Annotated in this window: 18 protein-coding genes; 14 read left to right on the top strand and 4 right to left on the bottom strand. The window is 71.5% G+C overall.

Annotated features, from left to right (window positions below):
• Window positions 1–3: 3 nt before the first annotated feature.
• The 3 genes from OG792_RS30455 to OG792_RS30445 form a co-directional block, all read right to left on the bottom strand.
• Window positions 4–411: a CoA-binding protein gene (locus OG792_RS30455; RefSeq protein ID WP_329104696.1), complete on the bottom strand. Its 408-nt coding sequence runs from the start codon at window positions 409–411 to the stop codon at window positions 4–6.
• 70 nt (window positions 412–481) lie between these two features.
• Window positions 482–1,534, bottom strand: coding sequence for an Rv2578c family radical SAM protein (locus OG792_RS30450; protein ID WP_329104694.1), 1,053 nt, complete (start codon window positions 1,532–1,534; stop codon window positions 482–484).
• A 67-nt stretch (window positions 1,535–1,601) separates the two neighbouring features.
• On the bottom strand, window positions 1,602–2,624 hold the full coding sequence (locus OG792_RS30445) for a LacI family DNA-binding transcriptional regulator (RefSeq protein ID WP_329104692.1): 1,023 nt from the start codon (window positions 2,622–2,624) through the stop codon (window positions 1,602–1,604).
• 216 nt (window positions 2,625–2,840) lie between these two features.
• Here OG792_RS30445 and OG792_RS30440 point away from each other — a divergent pair, with 216 nt between their 5' ends.
• The 3 genes from OG792_RS30440 to OG792_RS30430 all read left to right on the top strand — a co-directional run bounded on the left by OG792_RS30440 (window position 2,841) and on the right by OG792_RS30430 (window position 5,325).
• Window positions 2,841–4,019, top strand: coding sequence for a Gfo/Idh/MocA family protein (locus OG792_RS30440; protein WP_329104691.1), 1,179 nt, complete (start codon window positions 2,841–2,843; stop codon window positions 4,017–4,019).
• Complete coding sequence (locus tag OG792_RS30435) at window positions 4,016–4,834, top strand: sugar phosphate isomerase/epimerase family protein (RefSeq protein ID WP_329104689.1); 819 nt, start codon at window positions 4,016–4,018, stop codon at window positions 4,832–4,834. Before OG792_RS30440 ends, OG792_RS30435 begins: the two co-directional genes overlap by 4 nt.
• Window positions 4,835–4,920: 86 nt before the next feature.
• Entirely contained in the window at window positions 4,921–5,325 is a 405-nt protein-coding gene (locus tag OG792_RS30430) for a thiol-disulfide oxidoreductase DCC family protein (protein WP_329104687.1), read from the top strand.
• Window positions 5,326–5,563: 238 nt separating this feature from the next.
• Here the strand turns inward: OG792_RS30430 and trxA are convergent, their stop codons facing one another.
• Entirely contained in the window at window positions 5,564–5,926 is a 363-nt protein-coding gene (gene trxA / locus OG792_RS30425) for a thioredoxin (protein WP_329104686.1), read from the bottom strand.
• 619 nt (window positions 5,927–6,545) lie between these two features.
• On the opposite strand from trxA, the gene OG792_RS30420 reads away from it, so the two are divergent.
• From OG792_RS30420 to OG792_RS30370, 11 genes are all read left to right on the top strand, one after another.
• Window positions 6,546–7,175 carry a hypothetical protein gene (locus OG792_RS30420; protein ID WP_329104684.1) on the top strand — a complete coding sequence of 210 codons (630 nt, stop codon included), beginning with the start codon at window positions 6,546–6,548 and terminating at the stop codon, window positions 7,173–7,175.
• Between the two features lie 126 nt (window positions 7,176–7,301).
• On the top strand, window positions 7,302–7,964 hold the full coding sequence (locus OG792_RS30415) for a TrmH family RNA methyltransferase (protein WP_329104682.1): 663 nt from the start codon (window positions 7,302–7,304) through the stop codon (window positions 7,962–7,964).
• 134 nt (window positions 7,965–8,098) lie between these two features.
• Window positions 8,099–8,740 carry a DUF6758 family protein gene (locus OG792_RS30410; RefSeq protein ID WP_442932328.1) on the top strand — a complete coding sequence of 214 codons (642 nt, stop codon included), beginning with the start codon at window positions 8,099–8,101 and terminating at the stop codon, window positions 8,738–8,740.
• 119 nt (window positions 8,741–8,859) lie between these two features.
• On the top strand, window positions 8,860–9,018 hold the full coding sequence (locus OG792_RS30405; RefSeq protein WP_329104678.1) for a hypothetical protein: 159 nt from the start codon (window positions 8,860–8,862) through the stop codon (window positions 9,016–9,018).
• A 6-nt stretch (window positions 9,019–9,024) separates the two neighbouring features.
• Complete coding sequence (locus OG792_RS30400) at window positions 9,025–9,900, top strand: PH domain-containing protein (protein ID WP_329104676.1); 876 nt, start codon at window positions 9,025–9,027, stop codon at window positions 9,898–9,900.
• Window positions 9,901–10,036: 136 nt separating this feature from the next.
• Window positions 10,037–10,825 carry a SigE family RNA polymerase sigma factor gene (locus OG792_RS30395; protein WP_329104674.1) on the top strand — a complete coding sequence of 263 codons (789 nt, stop codon included), beginning with the start codon at window positions 10,037–10,039 and terminating at the stop codon, window positions 10,823–10,825.
• Window positions 10,822–11,991, top strand: a complete 1,170-nt coding sequence (locus OG792_RS30390) for a hypothetical protein (RefSeq protein WP_329104672.1) — start codon at window positions 10,822–10,824, stop codon at window positions 11,989–11,991. The genes OG792_RS30395 and OG792_RS30390 overlap by 4 nt, the downstream gene beginning before the upstream one ends.
• A 103-nt stretch (window positions 11,992–12,094) precedes the next feature.
• Window positions 12,095–13,315, top strand: coding sequence for a hypothetical protein (locus tag OG792_RS30385; RefSeq protein ID WP_329104670.1), 1,221 nt, complete (start codon window positions 12,095–12,097; stop codon window positions 13,313–13,315).
• A 197-nt stretch (window positions 13,316–13,512) separates the two neighbouring features.
• Window positions 13,513–14,382, top strand: coding sequence for a PHP domain-containing protein (locus tag OG792_RS30380; RefSeq protein ID WP_329111530.1), 870 nt, complete (start codon window positions 13,513–13,515; stop codon window positions 14,380–14,382).
• Between the two features lie 102 nt (window positions 14,383–14,484).
• Window positions 14,485–15,099: a MarC family protein gene (locus tag OG792_RS30375; RefSeq protein WP_329104668.1), complete on the top strand. Its 615-nt coding sequence runs from the start codon at window positions 14,485–14,487 to the stop codon at window positions 15,097–15,099.
• 90 nt (window positions 15,100–15,189) lie between these two features.
• Window positions 15,190–16,131 (top strand): RecB family exonuclease, encoded by a 942-nt coding sequence (locus OG792_RS30370; protein ID WP_442932327.1) that lies wholly within the window; start codon window positions 15,190–15,192, stop codon window positions 16,129–16,131.
• Window positions 16,132–16,134: the final 3 nt, after the last annotated feature.

Below are 16,134 nucleotides of genomic sequence, written 5' to 3'. Positions count from 1 at the left end.
GGATCAGGGCAGGCGGGTCAGGTTGCCGTTCGCTCGTTCGATCACCAGGCAGGCGTCCTCGACGTAGTCGATCCCGGCCTGCTCGGCCAGCCGGCGCGCCTCGGCCGAGACGATTCCGAGCTGTAGCCAAACCGCGGGGGCGCCGATCGCGATCGCCGCCCGGACCACCTCGACCGCGTCCTGCGCCGGCCGGAACACGTCGACCAGGTCGACCGGGTGCGGGATGTCGGCCAGCGACCGGTAGACCCTCTCCCCGAAGAGTTCTTCCGCGACCGGGTTGACCGGGATGATCCGCCAGCCGTACCGCTGCATTTGGAGCGGCACGCGGTGGGCCGCCTTCATCGGGTCGCGGGCGGCACCGACCACCGCGATCACCTTGGCGTCGGCCAGGATCTGTTGGGCATCTCGCACGAGGCGACTCTAGCTCCGGTCGGTGCCCGTCGGCACCGCGCAACGTGCGCCCGCCGGTCGACCCGGCGGATCAGAGCAGGGTGAGCTGTTCGGTCGCGGGTTGCTCCGGTGCCGGCGCCGGCACCTGGCGGGTCTCGCCGGGTTCGGAGCGGAGCAGGCCGTGCCGGCGGGCGGCCATCCTGACCCGGGCCACGATCTCCCGCTGGTAGCTCTGCGGCAGGTAGGAGCCGCTGCCGAACAGTTCGCGGTAGCGGGGGACCAGGGTGGGGTGTTCGCGGGCCAGCCAGCTCGCGTACCACTCGCGGGCGCCGGGCCGCAGGTGCAGCGGGATCGGCGTGACGCTGACCGCGCCGGCCGCGGCGATGGCGGCGACGGTGGCCTCGATCGACTCGTCGGTGTCGGTGAGGCCGGGCAGGATCGGGGCCATCAGCACACCGACCGGGAAGCCGGCGTCGGTCAACTGCCGGATCGCGTCCAGCCGCCGTCGCGGGCTCGGGGTGCCGGCCTCGACCGTGCGCCACAGCTGCTCGTTCACGAAACCCACCGAGTACGACACGCCGACCCGGGTCACCGTCGCGGCCTGCCGGAGCAGCGGCAGGTCCCGCAGCAGCAGGGTGCCCTTGGTGAGGATCGAGAACGGGTTGGCGAAGTCGCGCAGCGCCGAGATGATCTGCGGCATCAGCCGGTAACGGCCCTCGGCCCGCTGGTAGCAGTCGACGTTTGTGCCCATGGCAATGTGGGAGCCCCGCCACTTCGGCGCGGCCAGTTCCCGGCGGACCAGCTCACCGGCGTTGACCTTGACGATCACCCTGCGGTCGAAGTCCTGCCCCGCGTCCAGGTCGAGGTACGTGTGCGTGTTCCGGGCGAAGCAGTAGACGCACCGGTGCGAGCACCCCCGGTACGGGTTGATCGTCCATTCGAACGGCACCCGGGAGGCGCCGGGCACCCGATTGATGATCGACTTCGCGCGTACCTCATAGAAGGTCATCCCGGCGAAGCCGGGGGTGTCGAAGGTCCGGGCGACCGCGTCGGGCAGCGCCAGCGGCAGGGGTGGTGCCGCGGGTGCCGCCGGATCGGTCGCCCCGGCGCCGACCGCCGCGAAGGACAGGTTTTCCCAGCGCATGACCCTGATTCGAACACGTGTTCGACCATCGGTGCAAGTCCGACCCGCCGCCCGGCGTCCGGCCCGGTCAGGCGGGCGGTGGCGCGGTGCTCTCCCGCCGGATCAACTCGGCCGGTACGTGTTCCACCTGGTGGTGGTTGGTCGGGTCGGGTGCCTGTAGGGCGAGGGTCATGGCGCGGGCGCCCATGTCGGCGAGGGGGAGGCGGACGGTGGTGAGGGTGGGGGTGACGTCGCGGGCGATGGGCATGTCGTCGAAGCCGGTGATGCTGATGTGTTGGGGGACTTTGATGCCGCGGGTGCGTAGGAGGGCGAGGGCGCCGATGGCCATGGTGTCGTTGAGGGCGGCGATGGCGGTGAGGTGGGGTTGGGTGTCGAGGAGGTGGGCGGTGGCGGTGGCGCCGCCGTCGCGGTCGAAGTTGGCGTAGGCGATGTTGCGGGTGGGGAGTTTGTGGCCGTGGTCGCGGGCGGCGTGGCGTAGGCCGGTGAGGCGGTCGGTGGTGGTGGTGAGGTGTTTGGGGCCGGCGATGACGCCGAGGTGGGTGTGGCCGAGTGCGTAGAGTTCGGTGCCGATGAGGTAGCCGCCGGTTTCGTTGGCGGGGATGACGGCGTGGCCGGTGTGTTCGTGGCGGCCGATGACGGCGATGTGGCCGCCGGTGGCTTGGTAGACGCGGAGTTTGGCGTCGAGGGTGTTGGTGAAGGTTTCGTTGTGGTGGCCGCTGCCGGCGAGGATGATGGCGGCGGCTTGGTGGGCGCGGAGGAGTTCGACGTATTCGAGTTCTTTGTCGGGGTCGCGGTAGGTGTTGCAGATGATGACGAGTCGGCCGTGTTCGGTGGCGATGCGTTGGAGTCCGCGGGTGATTTCGGCGAAGTAGGGGTCGGATACGTCGTGGACGATGACGCCGACGGCGGATCGGTGGTTGCGGGCGAGTAGTTGGGCGTGTGCGTTCGGGACGTATTGGAGTTCCTCGACCGCTGCCAACACCCGCTCCCGCAGCGCGTCGGTGACCGGTTTTGCACTGCCGTTGATGATCCGGGACGCGGTCGCGGGGGAAACCCCTGCGCGGCGCGCCACATCTGCCAAGGTGGCCATCGATCCGACCTCTCCCCGGCCGCCCTGAAGCCGGCTGGAGGTGAGGATAGCGCGAGCCGGTCCGGCCATAAGGAAAGCCCTTGCCGAATCCGGGTCCGGACCAGTAACGTGCGCAGGAAAGCGCTTACCTATCGCCTGTCGGCGTGTCCCGTACCCGAAACCCCCCGGATCGAACAGCTAGCTGGATCGACCGCGACAGCCTGAGGAGGCAACGGCATGGCCCGTACCACGATCGGGATCGTGCTCAACGGCGTGACCGGCCGCATGGGCTACCGACAGCACCTGGTCCGGTCACTGCTCGCGATCCGCGAACAGGGCGGCCTGCCGCTGCGTGACGGCACCCGGCTCTGGCCCGAGCCGGTGCTGGTCGGCCGCAGCGAGAACAAGCTCCGGGAGATCGCCGAGCGGCACGGCCTGACCGAGTGGACCACCGACCTGACCGCGGCGCTGGCCCGACCGGACGTGCAGATCTACTTCGACTCCCAGGTCACCGCCCAGCGGGAGAAGGCGCTCCGGCTGGCGATCGAGGCCGGCAAGCACATCTACACCGAGAAGCCGACCGCCGAGGACCTCTCCGGCGCGGTCGAGCTGGCCCGGCTCGCCGACGCCGCCGGCATCAAGCACGGTGTGGTGCAGGACAAACTCTTCCTGCCCGGCCTGCGCAAGCTCGACCGGCTGGTCAAGGGCGGTTTCTTCGGCCGCATCCTGTCCGTCCGGGGCGAGTTCGGCTACTGGGTCTTCGAGGGCGACTGGCAACCGGCGCAGCGCCCGTCCTGGAACTACCGGGCGGCCGACGGCGGCGGCATCGTGGTGGACATGTTCCCGCACTGGCACTACGTGCTGGAGCAGATCTTCGGCCAGGTCAGCGCGGTGACGGCGCACGCGACCACGCACATCCCGACGCGCTGGGACGAGGCCGGCGAGCCGTACGACGCGACCGCCGACGACGCCGCGTACGGCATCTTCGAAATCGATCGGCCGGGCCAGTCGAGCCCGATCGTGGCCCAGATCAACTCCTCCTGGGGAGTGCGGGTCTACCGCGACGAGCTGGTCGAGTTCCAGGTCGACGGCACCGAGGGCAGTGCCGTCGCCGGGCTGCGCAACTGCCGGATCCAGCACCGGTCGACCACGCCCAAGCCGGTCTGGAACCCGGACCTGCCGGCCACCGAGGACTTCCGGTCCCAGTGGCAGGTGGTGCCGGACAACGAGGAGTTCGACAACGGGTTCAAGGCGCAGTGGGAGCTGTTCCTGCGGCACGTGGTCGAGGACCACCCGTACGCCTGGGACCTGTGGGCCGGCGCACGCGGCGTACAGCTCGCCGAGCTGGGGCTGCGGTCCGCCCGCGACGGCGTTCGGATCGAGATCCCCGAGCTGTCCGGCGAGCCCAACCGATGAGCGAGTCCGTGCGCGACCGGTTCTCGCTCAACCAGGCCACCACCAAGTACTGGCCGATCGAGGACCTCGTCGCCGGCTGCGTCGACGCCGGGGTCGGCCAGGTCGGCCTCTGGCGCGAGGAGACCCGGGCCTACGGCGTGGCGAAAACCGCCGCGCTGGTCCGGGGCGCCGGGCTCGCGGTCACCTCACTGTGCCGCGGCGGTTTCTTCAACACCCCCGACTGGTACGACGAGAACCGGCGCGCGATCGACGAGGCGGCGACGCTCGGCGCCCCGGTGCTGGTGCTGGTCTCCGGCGGACTGCCCGACGGCGGCCGGGACCTGGACGGGGCACGGGCGCACGTGGGCGACTCGATCGGCGCACTGGTGCCGTACGCGCTCGACGCCGGGGTCCGGCTGGCGATCGAGCCGCTGCACCCGATGTTCTGCTCCGACCGGTGTGTGGTGGCCAGTCTCGGGCAGGCGCTCGACCTGGCCGCGCCGTACCCGGCCGAGGCGGTCGGGGTGGTGGTCGACACGTACCACGTGTGGTGGGACGACCAGGTGTGGACGCAGATCGACCGGGCGGGCCGGGAGGGGCGGATCGCCTGCTTCCAACTCGCCGACTGGCTCACCCCGCTACCGGAGGGGGTGCTGCTCGGGCGCGGGTTGCCCGGCGAGGGTTGCGTGGACCTGCGCCGGTTCGCCGAGGCGGTGGACGCCACCGGTTTCACCGGACCGATCGAGGTCGAGGTGTTCCATGCCGGGGTGTGGGCGCGTCCGGGGCGCGAGGTTCTGGACGCCACGCTCGCCGGCTACCTGACCGCGGTGGGGTAGCGGCGGGGTCGAATCAGTTTTCCGGCCCGGCATGATCGTCGCGACATGACCTGGCCCGTCCCGCCCTGGCGGAGGAGGATGGACGGATGGACCGGTCCATTTTCCTGTACGACGGCGACTGCGCGTTCTGCACCACCTGCGCGGAGTTCGCCAGTCGGCGTGTTCCGACCCGCGCCCGGGTGCTGCCCTGGCAGTTCACCGACATCGACGCGCTCGGACTGACCGTCGCGGACTGCGACGCAGCCGTCCAGTGGGTCGGTGCGGACGGCGTACGGGCGGCCGGTCCCGATGCCATCGCCCGGCTGCTCGGTGACAGCCGGCCGGTGTGGCGTGTGCTGGGTCGACTGCTCCGCCTCCCACCGGTACGCGCGGTCGCCTGGCCCACGTACCGCTGGGTCGCCCGCAACCGCCACCGCATGCCCGGCGGCACCGCCGCCTGCTCCCTCCCCCAATCCGCCCGCGACCAACACCCCAACCCCACCCCTCACTAACCCCTCCCTCTCCCCCTCTCCCCCTCCCTCCCCTCCCCCCTCCGCGCTAACCCCCCACCCCTCTCCCCGTCGATCTAGGGCAAATGGTGGTGGATAGAGATCAACTAGCACGTATTTGCCCTAGATCGACGGGGAAAGAGAGCGGGGAGGGGGCGGGGGAAGGGGAGGGGAGGGGAGGGGAAAGGGGCCGGCCGGGCACCTGGGGTGGCCGGCCGGGGTGGTGCGGGTGGTGGGTGGGTCAGTGTTCGTGGTTGGCGAGTTGCTTGCGTACGTCTTCCATGTCGAGCTGTTGGACCTGCTCGATCAGCGACTCAAGGGCGGTCTCGGGAAGCGCGCCCGGCTGGGAGAAGACGATGACGCCGTCCCGGACCGCCATGATCGTGGGGATCGAGCGGATGTCGAACTTGGCGGCGATCTCCTGCTGGGCCTCGGTGTCCACCTTGCCGAAGACCACATCCGGGTGCTTCTGGGACGAGTTCTCGTAGACCGGGGCGAACCGCTTACAGGGGCCACACCAATCTGCCCAGAAGTCCACCAGAACGGTGCCCTCCGAACTGGTCACCTCGTCGAAGTTGGCTGAAGTCAGCTCAACGGTCGCCATCGAACTCTCCGTTCACGGGTTGAGACCTATGCCTGCAAGAACCTCTTCGCCCGTACGGACATTCCCGGTCCCCGCGCACCGAAACGCCCAGCGTGGCCAGGGTCACGCCGATCCGATCCAGTGGACAGGGTCGATCCGTTGGTAACGCCTCGTGACCGACCGTATCGATGTCAATCGCCATGCGGGTTCGAAGAAGAGCATGATGAAAGAAGATTAACTAATTACGTTCAGTTACGGGAGCGCTTCCAAATTCTTGACCTTCGCGACCCGTGGTGATCCGACGAACACGCTCATGAGGAGCGGAAATTGCCAGGATGACCATGGGTCACCGCAACATCAACTCTCACGTAAAGTAATGTTGCAGAAAAGTAACTGTGATCTCTGTCTCTGTTAAGACTCTTCTGTGTGTGGCGGTCATCGGGCAGAATCTCTCGTATCAGAGCGTGGGCGGCGGGTGCCGGGGAGGGCCCCGCCGCTCATTGCGTCCGGACCCGTTTCTGATCCGGGGCCCGACCCTGCCCGACGAGGGTCGCAGCGCCTTTCGCAAGCCTGATTCTCTGTCTCGCAAGACCTCATTCCTCTGCTCCGGTGGTCATATGCTGGCGCCGGGAGGTCCCCCATGAGTTACTCCGTGCCGGGTGAGCCGCCGATCGCCGGTCGCCGAACCGGCCGAGCGCCCACCCTGGCCTACTCCACCGACGAGTGGAAACTACTCATCCGGCTGCCCGGTCGGGTCCTGGTGGCGGCAACCTCGCCGCAACCGGCAAGTCCGCGCCATGCCGTCCGTGAGGGGCTGGCCGGCCTGGAGGGCATCGCCGCCGGACGGGCATTCGACAGTGACCTGGTCCGGGCCGTGGTGGCGGCGATCTACGCCGAACCCGACGACGCGCCGCTGTACGCCGGACTCCGCCCGGCGTGGCGGCTGGGCGGGAGTCATGGTGGCGTACCCGGTGACGGCTCTTCGGTCGTGTCCGGCTCTTCGGTCGCGTCCGGTGCCGGGCGGCGGGCCGACCGGCACGACCGGTTGGCCGGACTGCTGGTCTCCTGCCAGGCGGCGGTCGAACTGCTCGCCGACCGGGCCGACCCGGCTGATTCGGCGGCCTACCGGCAGTGGGTGCAGTCGGTGGCGGCACGGGTACGCCGGGCCGCCCACCCGGTGGACCGGCACCTCGGCACCGCCGGGGAGTGGCTGCCCGACGGCTCCGGTGGCTTCCTCGCCCGACTCGGCACCGCACTGGCTCTGCGCTGAGCGGGGCTCGGTGCCGTCGGGCCCGCGTCGAACGGGCTCGGTGCCGTCGGGCCTGCGCTGGACGGGGCTTGGCGCTGCCGGGCCTGCGCCGAGCGGGGTGCCCGACGGGCCGTACCCTCTGTGCTCGTGGGAGATGGGGCCCCGGAGGGCGACGAGTCGGAGATCGGCGTCGGCCCATGGCCGGGCGATCCGCCGACCGATCCCCGGTACGACCCCGAACTGCTCGCCCACGGCGACCGGCGCAACGTGGTGGACCGCTACCGGTACTGGCGGCAGGAGGCGGTCATCGCCGACCTGGACCGGCGCCGGCACACCTTCCACGTGGCGATCGAGAACTGGCAGCACGACTTCAACATCGGCACGGTGGTACGGAACGCGAACGCCTTCCTCGCCGCCGAGGTGCACGTGGTCGGGCGGCGGCGGTGGAACCGGCGGGGTGCCATGGTGACCGACCGGTACCAGCATGTCCGGCACCACGAGACGATCGACCAGTTCGTCGCCTGGGCGCGGTCGGCCGATCTCGTGGTCATCGGGATCGACAATCTGCCCGGCTCGCGCCCGCTGGAGACGGTCACCCTGCCGCCACGATGCGTACTGCTCTTCGGGCAGGAGGGGCCGGGGTTGTCCGATCCGGCCCGTACCGCCTGCGACCAACTCTTCTCGATCGCCCAGTACGGGTCCACCCGCTCGATCAACGCCGGGGTGGCCAGCGGGATCGCCATGCACGCCTGGATCCGGGCACACGCCGGTCCGCCGCCGCCGGAGTGGTCGTCCGGCTCGCCCGGCTGACCGCCGCTCCGAGGCAAGTTGACCGAAAAGGCCGGTTCGCTTGACTACGGGGTGCTGTGCCGTGGACTGTAGTTCGTGTGAGTCTTGCGGTGAGTTGTCCGAGGTGCGGTGGTGCGGTTTCGCCGCCGGACCTGATGCACACCGACTGGCGCTGCACGGACTGTGGCCCGGTGCCGCCGCTGCACACGGCGGGGCAGGTCGGGCCGGGGATCGTGGCGAGCGCGACCGACCGGATCCGGGACACGCCCGAGCCGACGAACGGTTCTCCGATGCCGCTGTGGTGCCCGTGGCCGCTGCCGCCCGGATGGGTGATGACCGGCTCGGTCTGGGCCGGTGACGATCGTACGGGTGTGCGAGCCACCGCCGTGGCGTGCAGCGGACCGGCTCCGCTGGGCGGCGGACCGGCCGACCTGGTCCTGGTGGCCGAGGAACCCGGCGTCGGTCTCGGCACCCGGTTCGCCGGCATCGCCGGTCTCGATCCCGGTGCCCTGCTGGCCGACGTGATGACCGATGAGCTGCCGGGACACGCGGAGCACCCCCCACATGCGAAGGTACGGGCCGACGGGCATCCGACTCCACTTTGGTCGGTCAAATCCCCGACAGACCGCAGCGCGTACGTCGGCGAGGCTCGGGGACGGTGGCTATATGCGATAACCTGGCCGTCGAGCGCGGGCTACCTCCTCGCGGAAGATGTCGTGCTACACGACTTGACCGAGTGGTTGCCGCCCGAGCTGGTGTACGGCGCGCCGTCTCCGTACCTGCACGGGTTGGTCTAGCGACCGGCCGGGCCGGTTCGGAAATGGCACAAACTTGGAATTCACGGTACGACACCTGACTGATACGCTACGTACTGCTGCGGTGACGCCACTCGGCGCCGATGAGGGGATGGCCCGTCATGGTCAAGAAGGTCCTCACCTGGGGCGGAATCGCCTTCCTGGTTTTCTTCGTCGCGTTCCGACCTGACTCCGCCGCCGACGTCTTCAAGTCGTTGGGCGGCGGCGTAATGGACATCGCGCAGGGCTTCAGCGACTTCTTCGCCAGCCTCTTCGCGTAGCCGGGCATGGGCAATCCGTCCGGGCCACCCCCCGACCCAGACGACGCCGAACGCTGGCGTCGCGAGCGGGACACCGAGCCGATTCCCCGAGCCCGACCCGACGACGACCTCGGCGACGGCTCTCCCTACGGTGGCGGCCCCTCCTATTCGGACGGGCCGCCCTACCCCGAGGGCGCCGGCTACGACGACGAGTCACGCTCGGGCCGGACCTGGGACCGTGACCCGGACGCCGGCTACCGGCCCCCGGAAATCTCCGAAGAGGAGTTGGCCGGGCTCCGGGTCGACGCGTCGGGCATGCCGCTCGGCCCGCGCCGGGTGCTGCCGCTGGAGGACGAGCCGACCGCCCTGGTGGCGCGTTACCTCTTCCCCACCGAGCGGTACCGGGGCGAGTGGAAGCGACACAAGATCTATCTGGCCACCCCGATCCTGATCGGGCTCGCCGCCACCTTCGTGCTCGGCTACCTCTCCGGCTTCCTGGCCGGGCAGCAGATCGCCGGGCTCACCCTGATCGCCGCGCTGATCTGGCTCGGCGTCATGGGCTACGTGGCATGGAAGGTCGCGGACTGGTTCTTCGACCGGTTCATCCTGACCAACAAGCGGGTGATGGTGGTCAACGGGATCATCACCCGGCGGGTCGCGATGATGCCGCTGGCCCGGGTCACCGACATGAAGTACGAGCAGTCGCCGCTGGGCCGGACCCTCAACTACGGCACCTTCGTGCTGGAGTCGGCCGGTCAGGACCAGGCGTTGCGCGAGGTCAAGTACCTGCCCAACCCGAACGAGCTCTACCTGCGTGTGGTCGAGGAAATGTACGAGCCGCAGGCGGTCGAGGCGCGGCTCGGCAAGGAAGCCGACGAGGCCAAGGCCGACGACGGAGCGTAGCTCGGTGTAGCCGAGACTGTGCGATGGGTGCGGGACTTCCAACCGAAAATCGGAGGGAACCCGCACTGATCGCCGTCGACTCGACGGCCCTGGCTGTGACAACCTGACGGTTGGTACAGCTTCGGGGAGGCGACAGGTGGCGGCCAGGGCAGACCTGGAAGACGAGTTCCGCGAGTTCGTCGCGGCCCGATCCGCCGCCCTGCTGCGTACCGCGTACCTGCTGGCGGGGGACTGGGCGACGGCCGAGGACCTGTTGCAGACCGCGCTGACCAAGACGTACCTGGCCTGGAAGCGGCTCGGCGAGATCGAGGCGGTCGAGCCGTACGCGCGGCGGGTGCTGGTCAACACCGCGACGAGTTGGTGGCGGCGGCGCTGGCACGGCGAGCGCCCGACCGAGGTGCTGCCCGAGCGGCCGGCCCCGGACATGATCGAGGAGCAGCTGGAACGTGACGCCCTCTGGCGGCACGTACGGACCCTGCCGGCCCGGCAGCGGGCCGTCCTGGTGCTCCGCTTCTACGAGGACATGACCGAGGCGCAGACCGCCGCGATGCTCAACATCTCGCCCGGCACGGTCAAGAGCCAGACCTTCCGGGCGCTCAACACGCTGCGCCGCCGCCTCGGCGAGGAACAGCCGGGCTCGGCGACGGCCCTCGGAACGCAGGCCGCCCTCGCCGCCCGTACCGCCGCTGCTGCCGGGGCACCCGCTGCCGCCGGGGCATCCGCTCACGGCTCGCCGGCCAGGGGGCGGACCGACACCGGGTCGACCGCCGGTCCGGGTGGAGCACGCGGCGCCGCCCCGGCAGCCGTACCCGCGCCACGTCGGGTGCCGGCCGTGCCGCGTACCGCGTCGGCCCGGCTGCCGGTGACGACCGTGCCCGGGGCACCGGCACCAGCCGGGCCGGCGGCCCGGGGCGAGGGCCGATGACGATGCTTGAGGACTCGCTGCGGGGCATGTTCGCCGAACAGGTCCAGTCCCCGCCCCTGATCAACGACCCGGCCAGCGTCGCCATCCGTCGCGGGCGGGCGGCCCGACGACGCCGAACCGCCGCCTCGTCGGTCGCCGCCGCGCTCGCGCTGCTGGTCACCGTCGGCGGGATCGTCTCGCTACGGGACATCTCCGGCGGCAACGCCGACCCGGGCGAGTCGGTGATCGCCTTCAACGGCCAGCCGGATGCCACCCCCAGCGGCCCGCCGGTCGAGCCGCGCCCCACCACCGACACCGGCGTCGGCCTGGACCTCTGGGCCACCGACCGGCTCTGGACCACCGACGGCCGTACGCTGCCGCTGACCGGGGTCGGCAGGGTGACCCGGATCTACCGGGTCCCCACCGGCTGGGTGTACGGCGGAACCGACGGGATCCGGTTCCTGCGTACCGACGGCAGCTCGATCTCACTCAGCGGCAACCGGGACCGGTGGGCGCTGAACCCCGGCGGGGACCAGCTCGCCTTCGTCATCGACACCGCGCTCTACGTGGCCCGGGTCAGCGCCACCGGCCTCGCCGTACGGACGAGGGTCGACGTGCCGGCCGGCATCTCGCCGGTGGCCTTCCTCGACCGGTCCGTGGTGGTGACCGCCGACACCGGTGGCTTCGACGTGGTGGATCCCCAGCGGGCGTACCGGCCGAACTGGAACACCGATGTCACGGCGGTCTACGGCGGCAACGGCAACGCCCTGCGCGGGCTCGTACGCGCGACCGGTGACCAGCCGCCGTGCGTGGCCGACCTGGTGGCGGCCGGCGCCGGTCTGGCGTTCCAGCGGACCGGCACCTGTGGGCTGGACCTCGAACGCGGTACCACCGGGGACCGGACCACCCCGGACGGCGGCTGGCTCGCCGATCCCCGGGCGATGGAGGTGCGCCTGGTCGACCTGACGCCGACGGTGGCCGGGCGCCCCGAGGCGGTGGCCTGCCCGGTCCGTACCACCGTCCCGCCGGCCTGGGCCGACAGCCGGACCCTGCTGACCGCCGACGACCGGGGTGTGGTCCGGTGCGGGACCGATGGCACCCAACGGGTGGTGCCGCTGCCGGCCGGGGTGACCGCCCAGTGGCAGTTCGTGCCGAAGCTGATCACCGCCCAGCCCTCCACCGGCTGATCACCGCCCAGCCCTCCACCGGCTGACCACCACCGAGCCGCCTACGGGCTGACGACAACCGGCTGACGACAACCGGGAATCGGGGCCGGGGCGTCCAAGCAGTGTGACCACGGGCAGGTTGGAACGGGTGCTGCGGGAGTGCCTGGCCGAGCGGGCCGGCACCGGGCCGGGAGCCGCCGACCCACCGCCGGTGGCCGCGTACCGCTATCGGGTCCGGGCCGACGAGCTGGCCGAGGCCGTACGGCGGCGGGGGCGGCGGATCCGGCGGCGGCGTACCGCCACGGGAGCCGCGAGTGTGCTGCTGATCTGCGTACTGGCCGGGGTCGGCGGGCTGTCGGTCGGGGACCCGTCGAAACCCGCCCGGCCACCCGGTGGCGTTGCCCTGCCGGTCGACGTCGTGGTGCCGGCAGGACTGCGTACGGCCACCGGCGAACTGGTCGACCTCGGCGCGGTCGGGCCGGTGGCGCAGGCGAGCCGGACCCCCGGCGGCTGGCTGGTGGTGGGCACCCACCCGGCCGGCGGATCCACGCTCTGGTACGTCCCCAACGCCGGCCCGCCGGCACCGCTGCTGGCCGGGCCGGTGGCGGTGGCGGTGGCGCCGGACGGCCGGCGGGTCGCCTGGCGGGACGGCGACCAACTCCTCGTCGCCCCGGTCGACGGGGGCCGACTCGGTCCGGTCCGGCGTACCGGCGCACCGGACCGGGTCGTACCGACCGGGTTCGCCGGTGCCGCGGTGCTGGTCCGCGGGCCCGACCCGGACCAGCGCTACGACCTGTGGTGGCCGGAGCGGGGCGGGTACCGGTGGTCCGGACGGGATCCGGCGGTCACCGTCTACGGGGCGCTACCGGACGGCCGTACCGTGGTCGGACAGCTGCCGGCGGCGGACGGTGGGCGGCCCTGCCTGGGCCTGCTGGACGCGGCCCGGGAACTGGCCACGACCAGGGTGACCTGCGCCCTGCCGCTCGCCCCCGGCGGTCGCGGCACCATCTCCCCGGACGGCCGCTGGCTGGTCGCCAACGGGGTGTTCGCGCACTGGTTCGGCGACACCGCCGGTGCCGGGAACGCCTCCGCCGAACTGGCCCTGATGATCGACCTGACCACCGTGTTCGGGCCGGCGCCGGTGGTCCGGGCGGCCGGGCCGAGGCTGACCGGACCGGTGGCCTGGACCACCGGCGGGCTGCTGCTGCACGCCGGGGAGCGAGGCCCGCTGCTCCGGGTCTCGCCTTACCGGCTGCCCGGTCCCGACCCGGTGGTCGACCGGCTTCCGGTGCCCGAGACCGGGGCGAACGACCGCCTGCTGGTGGTCGCCGGTTCGGCCGGCTGACCGGGGTACGGCGGCCCGAGGTCGGGCCGACCGGGATCCGGCGGTCCCCGTTCGGGGCGGTCGAGCGGGGCCCGACGAATCCCGTCCGGGCCGGTCGAACAGGGCCCGACGGGTGCCGGTTCGGCCGGCCGACCGGGGACGTCCGGCCTGCCGGTAGCCTGGTACCAGTGATTTCGTCCGCACCGAACCCCCTGCCCATGCCCGGTCCGGACGCGCGGATCGACCTGCACGCCCACTCGACCGCCAGCGACGGCACGCTCACCCCGGCCGAGTTGATGCGGGCCGCGGCCCGCGCCGGCCTCGACACGGTGGCGATCACCGACCACGACACCACCATCGGCTGGGCGCCGGCGGTCGCCGCCCTACCGCCGGGCCTGACCCTCGTACGCGGAGCCGAACTCTCCTGCCGCTGGTACGGCACCGAGCCGTCGATCGCCCTGCACCTGCTCGCCTACCTCTTCGACCCGACCGCCCCGGAACTCGTCGCCGAGCTGACCCGGATCCGGGCCGCCCGCGAGGTCCGGGCCGAGCTGATCGTCGAGTCGCTGCGGGCCGACGGGATCGACGTCGACTGGACCGACATCCAGGCGCGGGCGGCCGGTGGCACGGTCGGCCGGCCGCACATCGCGCAGGCGCTGATCCGGGCCGGCCTGGTCGCCAGCACCAGCGAGGCGTTCGAACCGAGGTGGCTCGGCTGGCGTTACCGAGCGCCAAAGGACGACCTGGACGTCTTCCGCGCGATCCGACTGGTCCGCGAGGCCGGCGGGGTGACGGTCTTCGCCCACCCCCGGGCCACCCGGCGCGGCGAGGTGGTGCCGGACTCGCTGATCGTCGAGCTGGCCGCCGCCGGACTGTTCGGGCTGGAAGCCGACCACGAGGACCACTCCCCGGCCGAGCAGGCGCACGTACGGCGGCTCGCGGCGCAACTGGGACTGGTGGTGACGGGCTCGTCGGACTTCCACGGCGAGCACAAGACCGTACGGCTGGGCGCGTTCACCACGTCGGTGCCGGCGTACGAGCGGATAGTGGGTGCGGCGACCGGCGTACCCGTGGTTTCTTCGTCCTGATCGGCGGCCCGCCGACTGGTTCGTCCTGATCGGTGGCGATGACCGCGGTGGCCTCGCGCACATCGACGTGGGATAACCCGGCCGGCCAACTACCGTGTCCGCGTGGATCTCAAGCTCTTCGTGGAGGTGTTCGTCACCCTGCTGGTCATCATGGACCCGCCGGGTATGGTGCCGATCTTCCTCGCCCTGACCGGACCGCTCGCCGCCCGCGAACGACACCGGGCGGCGCGGCAGGCGGTGACGCTCGCCCTCGGGGTGATCGTGATCTTCGCGGTCGCCGGCCAGACGATCCTCGACTACCTGCACGTGTCGCTGCCCGCCCTACAGGGTGCCGGCGGGTTGCTGCTGGTCCTGGTGGCGCTCGAACTGCTCACCGGCAAGGCCGACGACCCCGGCCAGCAGACCACCTCCAACATCGCGCTGGTGCCGCTGGGCACCCCGTTGCTCGCCGGGCCGGGCGCGATCGTCGCGACCATGCTCTTCGTCCAGGGCGCCGACGGCCTCTCCGACCAGCTCGCCATCGCGGTCGGCATTGTCGCGGTGATGGTCGCCGTCTGGCTCACCCTGCGGTTCTCCGGCGGCATCGTACGGGTGCTGCGGCCCAGCGGCATCGAGGTGCTCACCCGGATCGCCGGTCTGCTGCTCGCCGCCATCGCGGTCCAGCTCATCGCCGACGCGGTCGGCGCCTTCGTCAAGGTGTTCCAACAGGCGTCCTGACCGCCGTGCCGGGTGGCGGTGGCCGGCGCCGACGCGCGTACCGAGCGGGCATCGACCGGAGTGTCGGTGGTGGATGGCAGGATCGGGTCCGTGCGCAGACCAACCTCCCCTGGTAACCGGACCCCACGCCCGCGAGGCAACGAGCCGGAGCAGTTGGGCTTCGAGGGGATGCCGGAACGGCTCTTTGTCTGTACGCCGAGCAAACTCGGTAGCTACACCGACTGCCCCCGCCGCTACCGCTACTCGTACGTCGACCGGCCCGCACCGGTCAAGGGGCCGCCGTGGGCGCACAACTCGCTCGGCGCGAGCGTGCACACCGCGCTGCGCAACTGGTATGCCCTGCCCGAGGCGAAACGCCGCCCGGAGGCGCTGCCGGTGCTGCTCAAGGGCACCTGGGTCGGCGAGGGTTACCGCGACGACGAGCAGGAGCGGACCGCGTACCGCCGGGCGCTGCACTGGCTCGAATCCTATGTGGACACACTGGAGCCGGGGGTCGACCCGCTCGGGGTGGAACGGGTGGTCGCGGTCAAGACCTCGGTGCTGGCGTTCAACGGCCGGGCCGACCGGATCGACGCCCGCACCGGCCCCGACGGCCCCGAACTGGCGATCGTCGACTACAAGACCGGCCGTACCGGACAGGACGTCGACGACGCCCGCGGCTCGCAGGCACTCGCCCTCTACGCGTACGCGGCCGAGCGGGTGTTCCGCCGCCCGTGCCGCCGGGTCGAACTGCACCACCTGCCCAGTGGAACGGTCGCCGCGTTCGACCACACCCCGGAGTCGATCGCCCGTCAGGTGAGCCGGGCCGAGGACACCGCCCGCGACATCATGGCCGCCGAACGGGCGATCACCGACGGCACCGACCCGGACGAGGCGTTCCCGGTCGCCCCGGGGCCCGGCTGCGCCTGGTGCGACTTCCGGCGTACCTGCCCCGGCGGGGCCACCGCCCAGGCCAAGGAACCGTGGGCGGCCGTCGAGCGCACCCTGCTCCCGGTGGCGCCGGCCGGACCGGACGACAACCAGAACCGGTAGGAC

It is taken from the genome of Micromonospora sp. NBC_01699, from assembly GCF_036250065.1.
GTDB lineage: Bacteria > Actinomycetota > Actinomycetes > Mycobacteriales > Micromonosporaceae > Micromonospora_G.
This window is presented reverse-complemented; position numbering and strand designations above follow the sequence as displayed.